General features: G+C 38.5%; 16 protein-coding genes. 10 read left to right on the forward strand and 6 right to left on the reverse strand.

What is annotated here, in order from left to right:
- The first annotated feature begins 64 nt into the window (after positions 1-64).
- The 3 genes from KME09_02890 to KME09_02900 are packed head-to-tail and all read left to right on the forward strand — an operon-like array spanning position 65 to position 2,327.
- Complete coding sequence (locus tag KME09_02890; GenBank protein ID MBW4532860.1) at positions 65-628, forward strand: CesT family type III secretion system chaperone; 564 nt, start codon at positions 65-67, stop codon at positions 626-628.
- Between the two features lie 31 nt (positions 629-659).
- Positions 660-1,094: a DUF2358 domain-containing protein gene (locus KME09_02895; GenBank protein ID MBW4532861.1), complete on the forward strand. Its 435-nt coding sequence runs from the start codon at positions 660-662 to the stop codon at positions 1,092-1,094.
- A 45-nt stretch (positions 1,095-1,139) separates the two neighbouring features.
- The gene (locus KME09_02900) at positions 1,140-2,327 is read left to right on the forward strand and encodes a TRC40/GET3/ArsA family transport-energizing ATPase (protein ID MBW4532862.1); all 1,188 of its coding nucleotides are present in this window, start codon (positions 1,140-1,142) and stop codon (positions 2,325-2,327) included.
- Positions 2,328-2,497: 170 nt separating this feature from the next.
- Here KME09_02900 and KME09_02905 read toward each other — a convergent pair whose 3' ends face one another.
- The gene (locus KME09_02905; protein ID MBW4532863.1) at positions 2,498-2,947 is read right to left on the reverse strand and encodes a beta/gamma crystallin family protein; all 450 of its coding nucleotides are present in this window, start codon (positions 2,945-2,947) and stop codon (positions 2,498-2,500) included.
- A 673-nt stretch (positions 2,948-3,620) separates the two neighbouring features.
- Here KME09_02905 and KME09_02910 point away from each other — a divergent pair.
- From KME09_02910 to KME09_02925, 4 genes are all read left to right on the forward strand, one after another.
- Entirely contained in the window at positions 3,621-4,283 is a 663-nt protein-coding gene (locus KME09_02910; protein MBW4532864.1) for a TIGR00266 family protein, read from the forward strand.
- 3 nt (positions 4,284-4,286) lie between these two features.
- Positions 4,287-4,964: a TIGR00266 family protein gene (locus tag KME09_02915; protein MBW4532865.1), complete on the forward strand. Its 678-nt coding sequence runs from the start codon at positions 4,287-4,289 to the stop codon at positions 4,962-4,964.
- Positions 4,965-5,006: 42 nt separating this feature from the next.
- The gene (locus KME09_02920; GenBank protein MBW4532866.1) at positions 5,007-5,705 is read left to right on the forward strand and encodes a TIGR00266 family protein; all 699 of its coding nucleotides are present in this window, start codon (positions 5,007-5,009) and stop codon (positions 5,703-5,705) included.
- Positions 5,706-5,975: 270 nt separating this feature from the next.
- Positions 5,976-6,791 carry a M48 family metallopeptidase gene (locus KME09_02925; protein ID MBW4532867.1) on the forward strand — a complete coding sequence of 272 codons (816 nt, stop codon included), beginning with the start codon at positions 5,976-5,978 and terminating at the stop codon, positions 6,789-6,791.
- A gap of 303 nt (positions 6,792-7,094) precedes the next feature.
- Here the strand turns inward: KME09_02925 and KME09_02930 are convergent, their stop codons facing one another.
- The 3 genes from KME09_02930 to glpD form a co-directional block, all read right to left on the reverse strand.
- Complete coding sequence (locus KME09_02930; protein ID MBW4532868.1) at positions 7,095-7,367, reverse strand: ferrous iron transport protein A; 273 nt, start codon at positions 7,365-7,367, stop codon at positions 7,095-7,097.
- Positions 7,367-7,735 (reverse strand): ferrous iron transport protein A, encoded by a 369-nt coding sequence (locus tag KME09_02935; protein ID MBW4532869.1) that lies wholly within the window; start codon positions 7,733-7,735, stop codon positions 7,367-7,369. Before KME09_02935 ends, KME09_02930 begins: the two co-directional genes overlap by 1 nt.
- Positions 7,736-7,892: 157 nt before the next feature.
- Positions 7,893-9,551, reverse strand: a complete 1,659-nt coding sequence (gene glpD, locus KME09_02940; protein MBW4532870.1) for a glycerol-3-phosphate dehydrogenase — start codon at positions 9,549-9,551, stop codon at positions 7,893-7,895.
- Positions 9,552-9,815: 264 nt separating this feature from the next.
- Between glpD and KME09_02945 the strand changes: the two genes are divergently transcribed.
- Complete coding sequence (locus tag KME09_02945; protein MBW4532871.1) at positions 9,816-10,733, forward strand: hypothetical protein; 918 nt, start codon at positions 9,816-9,818, stop codon at positions 10,731-10,733.
- A 44-nt stretch (positions 10,734-10,777) separates the two neighbouring features.
- Here the strand turns inward: KME09_02945 and priA are convergent, their stop codons facing one another.
- Positions 10,778-13,414, reverse strand: a complete 2,637-nt coding sequence (gene priA / locus KME09_02950) for a primosomal protein N' (GenBank protein MBW4532872.1) — start codon at positions 13,412-13,414, stop codon at positions 10,778-10,780.
- Positions 13,415-14,097: 683 nt separating this feature from the next.
- On the opposite strand from priA, the gene KME09_02955 reads away from it, so the two are divergent.
- On the forward strand, positions 14,098-15,204 hold the full coding sequence (locus KME09_02955; protein ID MBW4532873.1) for an RNA polymerase sigma factor, RpoD/SigA family: 1,107 nt from the start codon (positions 14,098-14,100) through the stop codon (positions 15,202-15,204).
- A 479-nt stretch (positions 15,205-15,683) separates the two neighbouring features.
- Here KME09_02955 and KME09_02960 read toward each other — a convergent pair whose 3' ends face one another.
- A complete protein-coding gene (locus KME09_02960) occupies positions 15,684-16,802 on the reverse strand; it encodes a branched-chain amino acid ABC transporter permease (protein MBW4532874.1) in 1,119 nt (372 codons plus the stop codon).
- Positions 16,803-17,068: 266 nt separating this feature from the next.
- On the opposite strand from KME09_02960, the gene KME09_02965 reads away from it, so the two are divergent.
- Positions 17,069-18,166, forward strand: coding sequence for a sulfotransferase domain-containing protein (locus KME09_02965; protein MBW4532875.1), 1,098 nt, complete (start codon positions 17,069-17,071; stop codon positions 18,164-18,166).
- Positions 18,167-18,221: the final 55 nt, after the last annotated feature.

Below are 18,221 nucleotides of genomic sequence, written 5' to 3' on the forward strand. Positions count from 1 at the left end.
AAGAAAAATATTAGACTGATCTTAAATCGAACTTGATTAAATACTGCTCTTAGATAATTTACCCATGGAAATAACTGCCATATCACCTATTCTAGAACGCCTTTTTAATCACGAAGATATTAAACATGATGTAGAAGAAGCTTGGCAAATTAGAAACTCGCAAATACATTTACTGGTTATCCTGTCAGAGGATCGTAATTGGCTAAGATTGCTTTCTCCCATTGCTAGTGCTGATGAAGCTCAATCTTTGTTGCCTCAGTTGTTAGAGGACAATTTTGATGCGACTCAAGAAGTTCGCTATGCCTTCAATCAAAACGTTCTTTGGGGTGTATTTCAGCATCGCTTAAAAAGCTTAACTACCGAAGATTTAGAAAGTGCGATCGCTTCTTTGATCTCGCTAACGGAAAAAGGTCTGTCTCAACCTTTTAACCAGGTAATTGAAAGGCAAATTAGACAAATTGTTCAAGCAGCCAAAGCCCAAGGGCAAAGTTTAGAATCGACCTATCAAACTATCGATCGCTTTTATCAAGAAGGAGTTATGGGTGGTGTGGATCAAGATCCCGCTCAACGAGAACAGTTTTTGGCTGCGTGGAAAGCTCAACTACAGCGTTTGTGGTCTGAGGTTTAGGCTGGCTAATAGCTAATAATTTAATAATTATATGAACGAGCAATTATCTGTTACTGACAATTTCCAGGAAAAGGATTTAATTTCAATTCTGCGTGAAGACTATGCCAGATTTCCTAAAAATCAGACCTATGATATTTATGCAGATAATGTTTATTTTAAAGATCCCTTAAATGAATTTAGAGGACTTAAGAAATATCGCTTAATGATTAGTTTTCTGGGTACTTTCTTCAACAACATCAAAATGGAAGTTCACAGTGTTGAGCGAGAAGGAGAATTAATTAACACAGAATGGACGCTGCGGATGACTCCTCCTCTACCTTGGCAGCCACGTCTAGCTATTCCTGGCAAAAGCGAACTTAAGGTTAATCAAAATAACTTGATTGTCTCCCACATTGATTATTGGCATATTTCTCGCTGGTCAGTTTTACGTCAGAATTTCTTTTCGGGCAAAAAAGCGTCACAATAAAGTTAAGTAATGTAAATATATTTTAATTTGGGATCTAAATTTCATATGCGCGTAATTTTAATGACGGGTAAAGGCGGTGTGGGTAAAACTTCTGTTGCTGCTGCTACTGGTCTTCGATGTGCTGAGTTGGGCTACAAAACTTTGGTGCTGAGTACCGATCCTGCACACTCTTTAGCTGATAGTTTTGATCTCGAACTAGGACACGATCCTCAAGAAGTACGACCTAATCTTTGGGGTGCTGAACTTGATGCTCTGCGGGAATTAGAAGGAAATTGGGGTGCTGTCAAGCGATACATTACTCAAGTTTTACAGGCGAGAGGATTGGATGGAGTGCAGGCAGAGGAATTAGCAATCTTGCCAGGGATGGATGAAATTTTTGGTCTGGTGAGAATGAAACGTCACTATGATGAAGGCGAGTTTGATATTCTGATTATTGACTCTGCACCTACAGGAACAGCTTTGAGACTATTAAGCTTACCCGAAGTTGGTGGCTGGTACATGAGACGCTTTTATAAGCCATTACAGGGGATGTCTGCTGCTCTAAGACCTTTGGTTGAACCATTCTTTAAACCTCTGGCTGGGTTTTCCTTGCCTGATAATGAGGTAATGGATGCACCTTATGAGTTTTATGAGCAAATTGAAGCTTTGGAGAAGGTTTTGACTGATAATACCAAAACTTCGGTTCGTCTGGTAATGAACCCCGAAAAAATGGTGATTAAAGAATCCTTACGCGCTCATGCTTATCTCAGCTTATATAACGTGGCGACCGATTTAGTCGTAGCAAATCGAGTTATTCCCAACGAAGTCAACGATCCCTTCTTTGAACGTTGGAAAGCTAATCAAGATATATATAAGCAAGAAATATATGATAATTTTCATCCCCTACCTGTAAAAGAAGCACCTCTATTTCCGACTGAAATGTGCGGTATGGAAGCTTTAGAAAAACTTAAAGAGATCCTCTATCAAGATGAAGATCCAACTCAGGTTTACTATAAAGAGAACACGATTAAGATTATTCAGGAGCAAGGAAATTATAGTCTCCAGCTATATTTACCAGGAATTCCCAAAGAGCAAATTCAGCTAAATAAAACTGGCGATGAGCTAAATGTGAGAATTGGTAATCATCGTCGTAATTTAGTTCTTCCTCAAGCATTGGCTGCATTGCAACCATCAGGGGCAAAAATGGAAGATGATTATTTAAAAATTAGCTTCAAAGACATGACAAGGGTTTAGTTTATCTTTTATTTCTCTTTTCAAATAAAAACGGCTGTAAGTAGCTAGGTATCAAAGCGATCGCACCTTAATTAATCAGCGCGATCGTTCCTTTGCATCCTAAGCAGTAAATCCTTGTTAAGTTAAGTAGGGTAATGACCACCCTACTATCGTTATCTAGCTATACCTTACTATGAGATCCTTCTGAAAGATGTGATTGAATCGTTAGGAATTGAACCAAGACCGACATTTGCATGCCGTCCTACTCCCAAAGTGGTAGAAACGCCCCTGAAATTAGAATCTGTGTAGAATCTCCATTTACCACTATTGATTATAATTGAGGTTGTACGGTCGTTTACACCGTCTCCGACATTTGCACTGCCTTCGTCTGTTTTCACCATTGATTTTCTGAAATTGGAATCAGCGAAGAGTTCCACGGCAGCACCACCTTGAATGGCAGCAGCAGATTCATTATCAAGGTCTTGTACAGTGTCAAGCGCAAATAGGTCTTGGGTTTTGTTGTTAATGTTGGACATTGTTTTCTCCATAATTAATAAATTTTTGTTTGAAGTGAAGTTAGGCTTGTTTGCTTTCCTTCTTTTTTTAGAATAGAAATTTAACCAGAAATAAACATCTGACAAACGTCTCGATTCCTACCTCAACTAAATACATAAGTTCCCTCTAACTTTCGTCATAGGCTAAGCCAGCGATGCTCGTAAAAACTGATAAACTTGCAGTTCGGGCGTTGGTGAATTTGGGTATGATACTAAATCCTTTTGGTATACAACATTTAAAAGTTGAGCAAAGGTAATGGGTAATGGGTAATATACGTTTCAGCAAAATTAAACTGTTTACCACAAAGTTATTTTTGAGAATCGGATTTAGTGTGATTTAAAAATTAAAGCGATCGCAATTGAGTAAACTAAGTCTACAACAAGCAAAAACAGGCACGGAAACTAAAGTAATTTTACCAGGGCTATTTCGTTCTAACTGTAGTGAACCAAGAAATCAATTTCTTGGCTTAAAATTAAAGTCCGTTTAAACGGACTTAATGTACTTAGACAGAGAATTTATTCTCTGGATATATGAGAATAAAATAGCCCTGGTAATTTTACAGTGATATCTTTAAAAGTTAATCTGCTTGCTAATGCTCACTAAATTTCAATTATTTTAATTATTTATTCTTAATATTTATTCTTAATTTAAGTCGAAAAAAAAATAAAGATTTTAAACAAGATTGGGGAATGCTAGTAGTGTAAGTTAACTAACTTTGAGCTTAATTAATCAGGTTCATTTATACACTAAGCAAACATCATGAAATATGAAATAAAATATAAACCAGCATTTTCAGCTATTTTTGTGACTCTTGAACCAGGGGAAAAAATTATTGCCGAGGCAGGAGCAATGGCGAGTATGGACAGCCAAGTCACAATTAAAACTGAGCTTTCTGGAGATTTTTTGTCAGCTTTAGCGAAAAAGTTTTTTGGTGGCGAATCGCTATTTGTTAATATTTTTAGCAATGAAACTAAGCAATATGTAAACTTAGTTTTGACTCAATCTGTGGTGGGAGATATCGCAGAAATTGAGCTGCATGGTAAAGATATGTATTTTCAACCAGGAGCATATATTGCTAGCACTCCAGGTGTAAAAATGGGAGTTCGCTGGGCTGGTTTTAGCAGTTGGTTTGCTGGAGAAGGACTATTTAAATTGAGATTAAGTGGCAAAGGAAAAGTCTTTTTTGGCGCTTATGGTGGTATTACCAAAAAAGCAATTAACGGCGAATTTATTGTCGATACGGGTCATTTAGTGGCATACGAACCAGGAATTGAAATGGGAATTAAACTTGCCAATGGTTTAGTTGGTTCTTTTACTTCGGGAGAAGGTTTTGTCAATCGTTTATCTGGCAGGGGTAATATCTACCTTCAGTCTCGGAGTATCGGTGGGTTAGTCGGCTATTTACGTTCTAAGGTGCGTTAAACCATGAAGATAGAATTATTACATCAGCCCGAAAGTGCGATCGCTCGCGTATCATTAGACTCAGGAGAAGAGTTAGTCGCCCAAGCTGGAGCGATGATTGCCATGAGTGGCAGTATTAATGCCAGTACCACTCTCCGTAAAGGAAAAGGTGGCGGAGTCATGGGTGGTTTGAAACGTATGGTTGCTGGAGAATCTCTTTTTTTAAGTGTTTTTCGCTCGCCTACAGACGGGAATACAATTTGGTTAGCTCCTAAATTAATTGGTGACTTGTTAATTTACGAGTTGACGGGACAGGATTTAGTTGTTCAAGCAACTTCTTATTTAGCCTGTAGTTCTGAAGTCGATCTGGATGTGGGTTTCCAGGGTTTTAAGTCTTTGTTTTCGGGGGAGTCTATTTTCTGGCTGACTTTTTCTGGTCGAGGCTTAGCTCTACTGGCTTCTTTTGGCGCAATTTATGAAGTTGATGTTGATGGTGAATATATTGTCGATACTGGTCATATAGTGGCGTTTGAAAGAAGCTTAAACTTTAGTATTGCCAAAGCTAGTTCCAGTTTAATTGGTTCTTTTTTAGGCGGGGAAGGATTTGTCTGTCGTTTTAAAGGCAGAGGTAAAGTCTACTGTCAAACTCATAATCCTGGGTCATTTGGTTCTACTATTGGCTCTAAACTTCCACCCAGATAAGCAAGTGTCGCTATATATTTTAACTATTACGATTAAGTATCCATGAGTAATAAAATTTCTTATCGCATAGAACATAACCCTGCTTATGCTTCTTTAGTACTTGATGTGCCAGCCAATGAAACCGTAATGGTAGAAGCTTCGGCAATGGCAGCAATGGACACCTGTTTAAAGATGAAGTCGAAAATGAAGGGCGGATTGATGAAAGGTGTGGGCAGAATGTTGGGAGGTGAATCTTTATTTATTAATGAGTTTACTGCCGAAGGAAAAAAAGGAGAATTATATATTTCTCCTGGAGTACCTGGAGATCTTCAGCATTATTATGTGTCTAGTCATTGTAGTCTGATGGTTCAGTCTTCTGGCTTTGTTGCCTGTAGTCCCAAAGTCCAAATTGAGACTAAGTTTCAAGGTTTTAAAGGTTTTTTTAGTGGCGAGTCTTTATTTCTGCTCAAAGCTACAGGAGAAGGTGATTTTTGGTTTAGTTCCTATGGCGCAATTATTGAAATCCCCCTCGCTGGCGATTACGTAGTCGATACTGGTTATATTGTGGCTTTTGAGGATACTCTTAAGTATTCCGTGGAAAACATCGGCGGACTATCTTTTAAGAGTTTAAAGACAGGAATTTTTGGTGGAGAAGGTTTAGTCTGTCGCTTTAAAGGAGAAGGACGTTTATGGATTCAATCCCATAATTTATCTCCCTTAATTAATTTCTTAAATCCCTTCCGCCCTGCCAAGAGCGATTAAATAATATCATTTCTCAAAAGTAATAAGAGACTTGGTAGTAGCGTGTCTAGGCTAAAGCACTGGGTTCATTTAAGTAGGGGAGGGTGTGCCTCTCACTACCGATTTTAATTATTTCAACCCAACAAGTTAGAGTGGACGCGCTAGTAGGTTGGGTAGAACGATAGTGAAACCCAACAACATCTTTTAATCGTTGGGTTTCGTGCCTCAACCCAACCTACACTGCTACCTCAAACACAATTAATCAATAGAGAAACTTATCCGAGAAACATTGTGTCCTATCATTCTCCTCAAAGTTCTAAAAACGAATCAGAAAGCAATAGTCAAATATTAGTTATAGCTAGTATGTTTTTGGCTGCCGTAATCTTGGGAATTTTATTATTCAATTTATTAGTTAATAGTTTGATTAGTATTATTCCCCCAAGTTTGGAACAAAAACTAGGTTCAGTAATCGCACCTGTGTATGAAGAGCAAGCGGTAGATTCTCCCCAACAAAAAACTCTTAATCAGCTTTTAGATCGCTTGGAGAGTAAATTACCACCTCAACAACGGGAGAATAATCAATATCAAGTTTTATATATACCTGAAGATACCGTAAATGCGATCGCAATTCCTGGAAACAAAGTAATTATTTATCAAGGATTATTAAAAGAAGTCGATTCGGAAAATGAACTGATGATGATCTTAGGACATGAATTGGGACACTTTGCTCATCGAGATCATCTGCGGGGTTTAGGTAATATTTTGGTGTTGAGAATAACAATTTCTTATTTTTTGGGTGATGCTAGTATTTTTAATTCAATCATCGCCACGAGTATTAAGGCAATTAGTCAAGCTCAATATTCACAAAAACAAGAACAGCAAGCTGACCAATTTGGCTTGCTGCTATTAGATAAAACTTATAATCAAGTAGCAGGGTCAACTGACTTTTTTAATCGACTAAGTAAGGAGCAAAAAAGTAATTTTGATTTTCTTGCTTCTCATCCCGCCCCAGCTAAAAGAGCTAAACAAATTAATCGGTTAATTAAGGAAAATAAATATAGTCTCGGTTCGGTTACACCTTTACCTGAAACTTTGAAATTAGATTGAATTGATCTTTTACAGCGAAATTCAGTTGGATAGAACCCATTACCCATTACCCATTACCCATTACCCATTACCCATTACTTCGATAAATTAATGTGTCTACTCAATTAAAAACTGCTGTAAATGCTCCTGCAATCAAAAAAATTCGGCTTTCTGTATAGCAATCCCTCTAATTAAGTAGGTGGGTCAAATTAATTAGAAGATAGTCTGGTAGGGAATTAGGGAATTAGGGAATTAGGGAGAGATAACTAATTACCACTAAAATATATCTTGGTTTTGATTTTATATTTAATTCCTCCTACTTACTTAGATAGGATCGAGATCATCATTGTCATCTTCTGTTAACGTTTCCACAACTAGAGCATTTACCTCTGGCTTAGAAAGAGTGATAATTTTTTCCTCGATCATAATCTGTACTGCGCCTTGAGGCAGATTTAAGCTCAACACCACAAAAGGAGTTCCTGGGATTAATCCTTGAGATATTAGTTTCCCCACATAACCACCATAAACGCGACTATAGCCCACAATAGTACCTACTGAACCAGTCGACAATTCGGGAATATTAATTGCTGTATTCATTACTTTGCTTCACCCACCAAAGTCACCACAACTCTTTGAGCAATTTCTTTGCCAATGCCAATTAGAGTGTTATTGAGATTTACTACTACTGAACCAGTATTAGTTTTGCTAACTAGCTGCACTTTTTGATCGGGCTTGAACTTGAGATTCCGCAGCTGATGGATAATATTTTGTGGCGCGTGAATCTGTTTGATAGTAATAAAATCTCCTATTTTTACTCGATCTAAAAAACTACTGTCAGGATCTAACTGCAACTGATTGCTTAAATCTGGAGCTAGCTTCAGCGCCGAATCGCTCACAAAAACAAATTCTTGGAATCTTTTAAACTTATGTGTTGTCTGGTGTTGAAAATCTACAGGGTGAGTCATGGACAATAAAGTTTATTGAGAGTGATTACTATTTAGTTTTTCCTTCTTATAGATATATCGTGATTAATACTTGTTGACAATCTTTTTTAAGTAGATTTAAGAATTAGCCTAAATTGGTTTAATTTAATTGATTTAAGTTAAAATCTGGTGGTTGGAGCTATAGCTGATAATCAGGGATGCAATTATGTTCCAGATAAAAACGATAATCAGCGCAGGCGCGATCGCATTGTGACTGCTCCCAGCCACAGTATTGTTGCAGAGTTTTAGTAACAACAGGCAGCAGATTCATTCCGTAATCACCATTCATTGCTAAAGTGGTACGACGGCGCAAAATATCGACTAGAGTATGCGCGAACTCATTAGTTACAGCATAAACAATCTGAGCTTTAATATCGGGTAAATCTGGGCTAATATACTCTCTTAAAGCAGGATTTTCTTTAGTTAAAGCCAAAACCTCAATGGCGATCGCACCATAAACTGAAAATAAATAGTAAATTGTTTCAATTGCAAGAGTAGATTGATATTCATCAATTGTCTGTTGAATTCGTGGATCGTTGGGTAAAATGCAGCCAGGCAGAGGAAGAGAGGCAGTTTGACAGGAGATTGGCGATCGCTTCAGGCGCTTTAAAATCTTGTCAACTATTTGTTCACCAACATGGCGATAGGTAGTTAATTTTCCACCAATCAGCGACCATAAATTAACTACGCCTTCTCGGCGGTGATCGAAGATAATATGCTTACGGGTAATGCTCCCTGGTTTTTTCCCCTCAGAGTTAGGTAAAGGACGGACACCAGAATAGGTGAACTTAACATCATCCCGTCTTAAATTAGCCTTGGGAATGATATTATTAGTTTCCTGCAATAAATAGTCAATTTCAGCATTGTCAGCTTTGATCTGAGCGAGATCATCTTTGTAGGGTAGATCGGTAGTGCCGATGAGATACTTGCCCAGCCAAGGAATAATAAAGAAAGGACGACCATCAGATTTTGCCTCAACGTAGAGAGTTGTTTCGGGTGCGCCAGGAAATTTATCAACTACAATATGACTACCTTTCGTACTACCATTCTTATTTGTCTTACCAATAAAAAATCGATCTCCCCCTTTACGACCTCGCTGACATACCCGATCGATCCAGGGCCCTGCGGTGTTAATAATGATGGCATCTTTGCTACCTGAGATGGTAATATTTTCTCCCGTGAGCTTGTCTTGACAAACAACATCAGTAATGCGGTCATCTGCGATCGCTAATTCCGTTACTTCCAGATAGTTAAAGGCGATCGCTCCAGCATTTTGAGCCGAGATAATGTTTTCTAAACAAAGACGCTCTGCTAAAGCTACCTGAGCATCGTAATACTGTGCAGCACCTACCAAGTTTTCTGGCTCAAGGGTGCGGAATAGCTGCTTAAACTTCTTCTCGGGCAACATCCGATGGGTGGGGAGGGTTTTATTGTAGCTAAAAAGATCGTAAAGGATCATTCCTGCCCAAATCTGACTATAGGGACGAGAGCGATCGTGATAAATAGGAATAGTAAGCTGTAGTGGAGCAACCAAATGCGGTGCGGTCTGAAGTAACACTTCTCGCTCTTTTAAAGACTCTCTAACCAAGGGAAACTCAAAATACTCTAAATAGCGCAAACCACCGTGAATGAGACGGCTAGACCAGCTAGAGCTACCGCTAGCAAAATCATTCTGCTCCACCAGAATCGTATTTAGTCCCCTGATGGCAGCATCTCTGGCGACACCTGCTCCGTTAATTCCACCACCGATAATAATTACATCGTATTCTCTCTGTTGAATCTGTGCTAAATCTCGCATAACGACTGTTACTTAAAAATGCTGGCAATTATTTATAAACTAACTAAGATCGGCGAACAATAGAGTCAGTAATAAAAATTTATTGGTTCAAGAAATCTGCCTCATTACCACTAAAGTGTTGGAAATTGACACATAAAAGTTAGGGTAAATCATTTCAACTTTATAGCTCTACAGCAAGCCATGGGTGAATTGCAACTACTCAACAAGACGTAACATTCAGATAGTAATATTTTAGATAGGGAAAAAAATTGTCTAAAATTTAAAATGTTTAAAAAAGCCAGTTTAAATAAAAATGTTCATCAGCAAGAATTAAATTGGTTTAAAGTTATTTTCCAATGGCAATCTTCCGTCATTCCAGCGATTATCCCTAGGGTTATTTTCTGTGGATTTTTTGGTTTATTTATATCTATTTTTCACTTTTATTATTTAAATGTTGGTTTGCCAATTCTGAGTAGTGTTGTTCCGAGTATTGTTTTGGGTTTATTATTAGTCTTTCGGACGAATACTGCTTACGAACGTTTTTGGGAAGGTCGTAAACTTTGGGGAGCATTAGTAAATGCTATTCGTAATTTAGCTCGTGCTATTTTAGTTTCTGTCCAGGACAATAGTGTAGAGGAAAGACAAGAAAAAATTGAGATATTAAATCTGTTAATAGTTTTTGCGATCGCAACTAAATTACATTTAAGAGACCAAACAATTAATGATAAAACTAGAGATTTACTACCGACTATTTGGTATGAAAAGCTACAAAAAGCCCATAATCCCCCATTACAAGTAGCCTTTTTAATTCAAGATTATCTTCAACAACAATTTTATCGTGAGCGCATTAATAGCTATCAGCTAACATCAATGTTACAATTATTAGATGCAATGGTTGATACTTTAGGTGGATGTGAACGCATTTTAAAAACGCCCATACCAGTTGCATATTCAATTCATCTCAAACAACTATTATTAATTTATTGTCTAACATTGCCATTTCAATTAGTGACTGAATTACAATGGTTGACAGCACCGATAGTTAGTGTAATTAGCTTTACGGTTTTTGGTATAGAACAAATTGGGATTGAAATTGAAAATCCTTTTGGACACGATGCTAATGATTTACCATTAGAAAATATTTGTAAAACTATTCAAATAAATATTGAAGAATTAATTAACTTTTCTCTATATATTCGGTAATGCATTAAAAGCGATCGCTAATTCAATAGATCTATCGCAACTTTTTATTCAATATTAATGGGATCGACATCGATAGTCATGCTGACGGTTCTAGGTAAACGCGATCGCAGCAGTAAATTGAGATCGGGTAAATTATCTTTTGCCGTGGCGGGAAACTTGAGTAAAATTTGCCAGCGATAACGACGAGCAACCCGCATGATATTGGCTGGTGCTGGGCCTAAAATCTCGTATTCTGGGCTTAGGGTGTTAATTAGAATATCTGCCAAGGTTTCAGCCGCTTTTTCTACTTCTCTCTCATCAATACTGCTCAGTTTAATCAGGATGAGATTGCCATAGGGAGGATAGTTTAGTTCGGCTCTTTGCTCTAACTCGGTGTTGCTGAAATCATCATAGTTATGGGTTTTAACGGCTTGAATTACAGGATGTTCGGGGGAATAGGTTTGCAGAATTACTCTACCTGGAAGATCTCCTCTGCCTGCTCTACCTGCCACCTGAGTCAAAGTCTGGAAAGCTCTTTCGGCTGCACGATAATCACTGCGATGTAATAAGCCATCTGCTGCGACAATACCCACAAGAGTAACCCCCGCAATATCTAAGCCTTTGGTGAGCATTTGAGTGCCGATTAAAATATCTGCTTCTTGGTGAATAAAGCGATCGATTAACTGACGATGTGCGTCTTTGTTCCTGGTGGTGTCGCTATCATAGCGAATTGTGCGGAGTTCAGGAAATAATTTAGCTAATTCTTGAGTAACTTTCTGTGTCCCGCTACCAAAAAACTTGAGATAGGGAGAATTACATTCTGGGCAGATTTTAGGCTGGATCTGAGTATGATTGCAATAGTGACAGCGCAAGAGTTTCGCTGCTCCTTCATGGGTGTGGTGATAGGATAAAGAAACATCACAGTCTGGGCATTCCATCACATAGCCACAACTGCGACAGGAAACAAAAGTACTGTGTCCTCGCCTGGGGATAAATAAAATACCCTGTTGTCCTTGGGATTTCATTTCGGCGATCGCTTTTTGCAGAGATAAGCTAAAAATAGATCTATTCCCGCGACTCAATTCCTGACGCAGATCGATAATTGATACTTGCGGTAATGGACGTGCAGCAATTCTTTCGGGTAGGGATAAATAAAATCCAGTTTCATTCTGTAGGGGCGAACGCCCTAAAGGATTAGCTAGCGCGTCGCCGTTCGCCCTTACGTCAACAACATCGGTTAAACTCTCTAATGAAGGAGTGGCAGAACCTAAAACAAGAGGGCAATTTTCCAACTCAGCTCGCCATTGAGCTACCTTACGGGCGTGATAAGTAGGAGCAGGACGATCTTGTTTAAAACTGGAGTCATGTTCTTCATCCAGGACAATTAAGCCCAGATTTGGCAGAGGAGCAAAGATTGCCGATCGCGTGCCAATTATTACCTGGGGTTCTCCCTGAATTGTTTGTCGCCAAGTATCGTAGCGTTCATTAGCCGATAATTTACTGTGATAAACGCACACTTGTGTCCCAAATCGAGCGCGAAAGCGATCTGTAAGCTGCGGTGTTAAACCAATTTCAGGTACGAGTACTAAAGCCGATTTCCCTTCTGCTAAAACAGGTGCGATCGCCTGAAGATAAACTTCGGTTTTTCCCGAACCCGTTACACCGTGTAGAAGCAGTTGAGCATAATCTTGTTGAGCATTAATTACAGCCAGAGCATTAGCTTGAGCCAGACTAAGTTCCTTGGGTCGATCTGCTGCTTGCATAACACCCTGTTCGTGACGCAAAATTTCTCGTTCAGACAGAACAATATAACCTTTGGCTTCTAAGTTCTTAACCGTGTTAGAAGTGGTACTGCATAAACCGATTAAGTCTTTAAGCCATAATTCCCCACCCCTGTTTTTCAGCATCTGTAATATTTCCTGCTGTCTGCTGGTTAGATCCTCCAATAAAATACTGGTTGCTAGGGTAACAGCAGTTTTTAGCTTGGGTTTGGCTCGTTTGGGGGGTTCAAGATAATTTTCTACCCAACCTCTTTTACTAAGTTCTCTAATACCACGACTTGCCCCTTTTACCTTATTTCTGAGATGATTAACACTATAATCGCCGTCTTTTTGACTTTGTAACAATCTGAGGACTTTTCCTGCCACTACACTACAAAAAGTTTCCGCACCAGGAGGCAGATCGAAACTTAATTTAACTCTTCTTTGCGATCGCCCTAATAAACCAGGAGGTAGAGCTACCCGAATCGCACTCATTAAATCAGTACTATAGTAGTCAGCAATTTTTTCTAACAGGTGCCAATAGCTATCTTTAAAAAACCCTGAAGTAATTACATCTTCTATAGGGCGAATTCTTGCGGGATCTAAATCTGCGGGAGGTGAGGTAACAAGACGGATCGCAATTCCCCCGATCAGTTGCATACCAAAAGGAACGCTAACAATATCGCCAGACTGTACTATTAACTCAGGGGGAAGACTATAGGTATATAATCCTTGGGTTTCTCCTGGGGAATCGACTAAAACCTCAACCCACTGCTGAGGATTCATTTCATAAATTACTTGTGGTTCAGCCACTAACAGGTTGGTTGAAATCGCTGTTTCGTAGAGATGAGGACACGCCTTGTCTTGTTTCCCACTAAGAGTAAGTTCGTGGCGATCGCTACTATTGATTGAGGACATATGCTGATCGGTACCAGTTAGCATTGAAACCTTATTTTAGTATACGTACAAGAATACTATCTTAGAACCACTTTATGTAGATAGATAGTTTCATTGACTTGCAGACCATAAAATGTTGGTAAAAACAGCTTTTTTTTGTATGTTAAATAACATTAATGTCATAAATCAGCAGCTAAAATCTAAATGTCAAATAAATTACATTATTAAACGTACCTTGAGGTCATCACCCCATTACAAACAGCAATTCAAAGTAAAGAGGAATACATTTTTTTGTCTGATTTTGTGACAGTATATTAAGAAATTCTGCTCGAATAATAGACTAATAAATGGATTCAGTTTAAATCATCTAACTAAGCTCTAAGCAACATTACAAGCTAAATACAGCTATTCATTTCAGTCTTAGCAATCTACAAAAATACTATATCTATAGGAAAAAAAACCTTAAGAAAATCTATACTTTTTCTATAAAAACTCTGAAGTGTGAGACCTTAATAACCAAAGTAAAGCTTGAATCTAGAAAAAATAATTTTTCTAGTTAATAATTTACATTGCTTGGCATTTTATATTTTAATTCTGAGCGTCAAACTATTGGTTTCTTCGGTCTATATAAGCAAAGTAAATGTAAACTAGCTTTTTCAGTTAAAAACAATTATAAATTTTCCATTAAATACTAAAAAATCTTTTTAGCAAAAGAGGAAATTAAGTTCATGAACACAGTCAAATTGACAGAAAAAGACGACTACATTTTAGACATTACCATAGACGAAGCTACTGATGATCTAAGCGACGACTTAAAGCTGGTGGAAGCAGAATACTCTGATGAGGATCAGGTTTCTGGTGCAGGTAGTCGGCGTAAGCTCCCTTTAGAAGATAATATTGGCGCGTTTTTCAAAGAGATGGCTCGTTATCCTCTTTTGACGGCAGAAGAAGAAATTATCTTGGCAAATGATGTCAAATTAATGTTACGAGTTGAAAAAGTTAGGCAAAAGCTGCGGGAAAAAAATCAGGAACAGCCTACTAAAGAGGAATTGTCGGCAGAGATGGGATTAGAGTCCCCCAGACAGTTAGATCTGCTGCTGTATCGAGGAAAAGTAGCAAAACGTAAAATGATCCGCTCCAATTTGCGTTTAGTAGTTTCCATCGCCAAACGATATCTCAACCGAGGTGTTCCTTTCTTAGACTTAATTCAAGAAGGCGCAATTGGACTAAATCGAGCCACGGAAAAGTTCGATCCCAATAAGGGCTATAAGTTCTCTACCTATGCTTACTGGTGGATTCGTCAGGCGATTACTCGTACAATTGCCAATGATGCTCGTACCATTCGCTTACCGATTCATATTGTCGAGAAGTTAAACAAGCTGAAAAAAGCCCAGCGCAACCTAAAACAAAGACTGCAACGTAATCCCAGCGAAGATGAATTGGCTCAAGAGTTAAAAATATCCCCTCCTCAACTGCGTCAATTATTAGAATTACGTCGTCAATCTCTATCTTTAAACCATCGTGTAGGTAAGGCGGAAGATACAGAGTTAGTCGATCTGCTAGAAGACAGTGAACTCCAGCTTCCTGAAGAACGGATGAGTGAAACAATGATGCGTCAGGATATTACTGATGTTTTGGATGATGTTTTAACTCAAAGAGAAAAAGACGTAATTTGTCTACGTTATGGCTTATCGACCAGCCAACCCTACACCCTAGAAGAAGTGGGGGGTATGTTTAGTCTTTCCCGCGAGAGAGTGCGTCAGATTCAAAGTAAAGCCATGCGCAAGCTGCGTCGTCCTCAAGTAGCTCGTCGTCTCAAAGGATGGTTGAATTAATCGGTGTTGTTGATTTAAGCGTTTAATTTTCAAATCTCAATTATGCAACGTCAATTAGTCAAGTCAATCAATAGTTCCCAACCTCTCTTGCAATCCCAGGAGAGGTTTTTTATCAATGAGCAGTGAACATTGAACATTGAACAATTGATAACGAAGTGCGATATGCCCTAAAGGACTAACTTCGTGTCGCGGAGCGGTATCTCCAACTATGCGAGACAAGTCCTTTAGGACGCGAAGGACGGACGCGCAAGCTGACGCGAAGCTAACCCTTTAGGGCGACGCGAAGCTAGTACTTTAGTGAATCCTTTAGGATAAACAAAAATTCTTTTTTTCAAAAGAGGTAACTGATCATTGTGACGCATATCCTTTAGGGAAGCTAATCCTTTAGGACTCATTGCTCATTGCTCATTGTGACGCGAGCTTGCGAGCTAATCCTTTAGGACTCATTGCTCCTTGTTCATTGCTCCTTGTTCATTGCTCTATCTTCCCAAGGTTAACTCTTCTTTTTTGCCCAAAATTCCCTGTGGTCGCCACACCATTAAGAGCATTAAAATTAGACCAATAATCATGATGCGAAAAGCACCTTCTTGTGAACTATCAAACCAGCCTAATTTAGGTAAATAAAAACGAGTTAAAGCATCATAAGCCCAAAAAATAATTGCGCCCAACAATGCCCCAGGATTTTTACCCGCTCCACCTAAAACCACCATTGTCCAGACGTTAAAGGTAACAAGGGTTTCAAAGTTACTCGGATAAATAGTAGTTAACTGCCAAGCGTAAAATGCCCCAGCAATACCAGCGATCGCCCCACCCAGCATAAATGCCTGAAGCTTATACCAAAAGACGTTTTTACCCAACGCTGTGGCGATTTCTTCATCTTCGCGAATCGCTTTTAGTACCCTACCCCAAGGTGATTTGGCTAGTAGCTCTAAGCCCCAGTAAACGATCGCTACCGTCCATAAAACCAAGAGCATTAAACCTGCTTTATAGTTATAGTCCAATAAGGCAGCACAGCCGTTAAGATAAATAGTCAAAATTACTCCCAAGCCAATAATTCCCCAGATAACCAAACTAAATATTTTAGTGGGTTGATAGCTGCTACCCTGAATTTCTTTCCCTTCTTGCCATTGCGATCGCAAACCACGCCATAGTTGTCCAGCAGCAAATATAGCCAGCAAAGTTAACAGCGCAATCAAAAGATATTTTTGCATCAAATTGGGGTCAAAACGTTCTAGAGGTAGAGGAAACCCGCGAACGCCAAAAGACCCTTTAGTTAGCCAATCCTCATTGAGTGCTACTAAACGTAACATTTCAGAAACTCCAATGGTGACGATCGCTAAATAATCTTCTCGCAGTCTTAAGGTGGACATGCCAATTAATAATCCCAGTAAGGTAGCGATCGCAATTCCTGCTATCACTGCTAAGACGAGTGGTACACCTTGGGAACTTAAAAGAACTGTTGTATATGCTCCTACAGTCATAAAGGCTACGTGACCAAAGTTAATTAATCCCGCGTAACCCCATTGCAAATTTAAGCCTAAAGCAAACAAGGCATATAATCCCACATAGATTGTCAGGAAAACTAAATAACCAACCATTAGATTTTCAAGCTGTTAACTGTATTCTTGCAGCAGATTGTAGCTTAGTTGTACTGAATTTTGTGGAGATATATTATGTAAAACTCAACTTCAGCTTAAATAAGTTGATTTGTTGACAGAAATAAGTTAGTTTGATGAAACTAAAAATAGCTTTGGCGATCGCCTAGTCGATTAAGAATTCATTTCTTATCTAAAATATTAGTAAAATTAAAAATTTCGAGAAGTAGATAAATTTAGTTCAAATAAAATCTTACCACCATATAAATATGGAATTAGCCCAAATATTTCAAGCTATTGAAGAAACACGACTTTTAAAACAACTATCAACACAATCAAAATTGTTTTTGATTGGAGATGCTGCACCTTTAGCATACATTAAAAACTTTTTAGCTGACCAGCAAAATATCGATTACAACTACTATTATGATTTGTCTACCCAGACAATAGCAGAACTAAATAACGTTCCCGACTTAAATTTGTATCGAGCAATTATCGTAGTTTCCTTAGAAAATGAAGCCTCTTTGTTGTCTGCCGTTAATCAGCAATTAAGTACTGTTGCTCATCCTATAATCTTGCAATTATTTGCTGATATATTTATCAATTTGTTGTGCGATCGCGACCTATTACAAACTGCTCCCCAAAATAACCACAAGCCAAAGACAGCCTATGCTATTTTAACCACTCCTCGCTCAGGTTCTACCTATCTCTGCGACCTCCTAAACTCCACGGCGATCGCTGGGCATCCTTCAGAACATCTGCGGTTAGCAACTCAAGAATTAGCTCGTCACTGTAATTTTAATTATCTTAAGTTGCTTGATAATTTACTGGAGTATCGTACTACTAGTAATGGCGTATTTGGTACTAAGCTAATTTCCCATTTTTTGTTTGAACTACAACGAACAAAGCCTGATTTTCAGCAAATTTTTCAATCTATCGAGCAGTTTATTTTGTTGATTAGAAAAGACAAGCTAGCCCAAGCCATATCATTAGTTCTAGCGCAAAAAACTGAAGTCTGGCATCTTCATAGTGATGCCAAAAAAACTAGCTATCAGTCTGAATTAGAAAGTATTAAAATTGATGATCATTTACTCAATGATGTAGAGCAGAAAGTTATCTTTATTGAGCAGCAAGAAGCTCGCCTTAAAAAAATCTTAGCAGAGCATCAAATACAACCTTTAGTAGTAGTATATGAAGATATTTTAGACGACGTTCCAGCAGAGATTAATCGTATTTTAGACTTTTTAAAGATAGCCAAGCCAGAAGATCGCGTAATGCAGATCACTTCTGGAATCAAGCGGATGCCTTCAAGTGTCTCGCAGAAAATTATCCACCAATATCAAGAGAGAAAAAGCATGGTGCATTAGCCTAGTAGATCGTCAAGTTTGAATTGATGAGTTGAGATTAGGTAGTCCTAAAGGA

Origin of the sequence: Pleurocapsa minor HA4230-MV1 (assembly GCA_019359095.1) — a bacterium.
In the GTDB taxonomy this organism is placed as follows: domain Bacteria; phylum Cyanobacteriota; class Cyanobacteriia; order Cyanobacteriales; family Xenococcaceae; genus Waterburya; species Waterburya minor.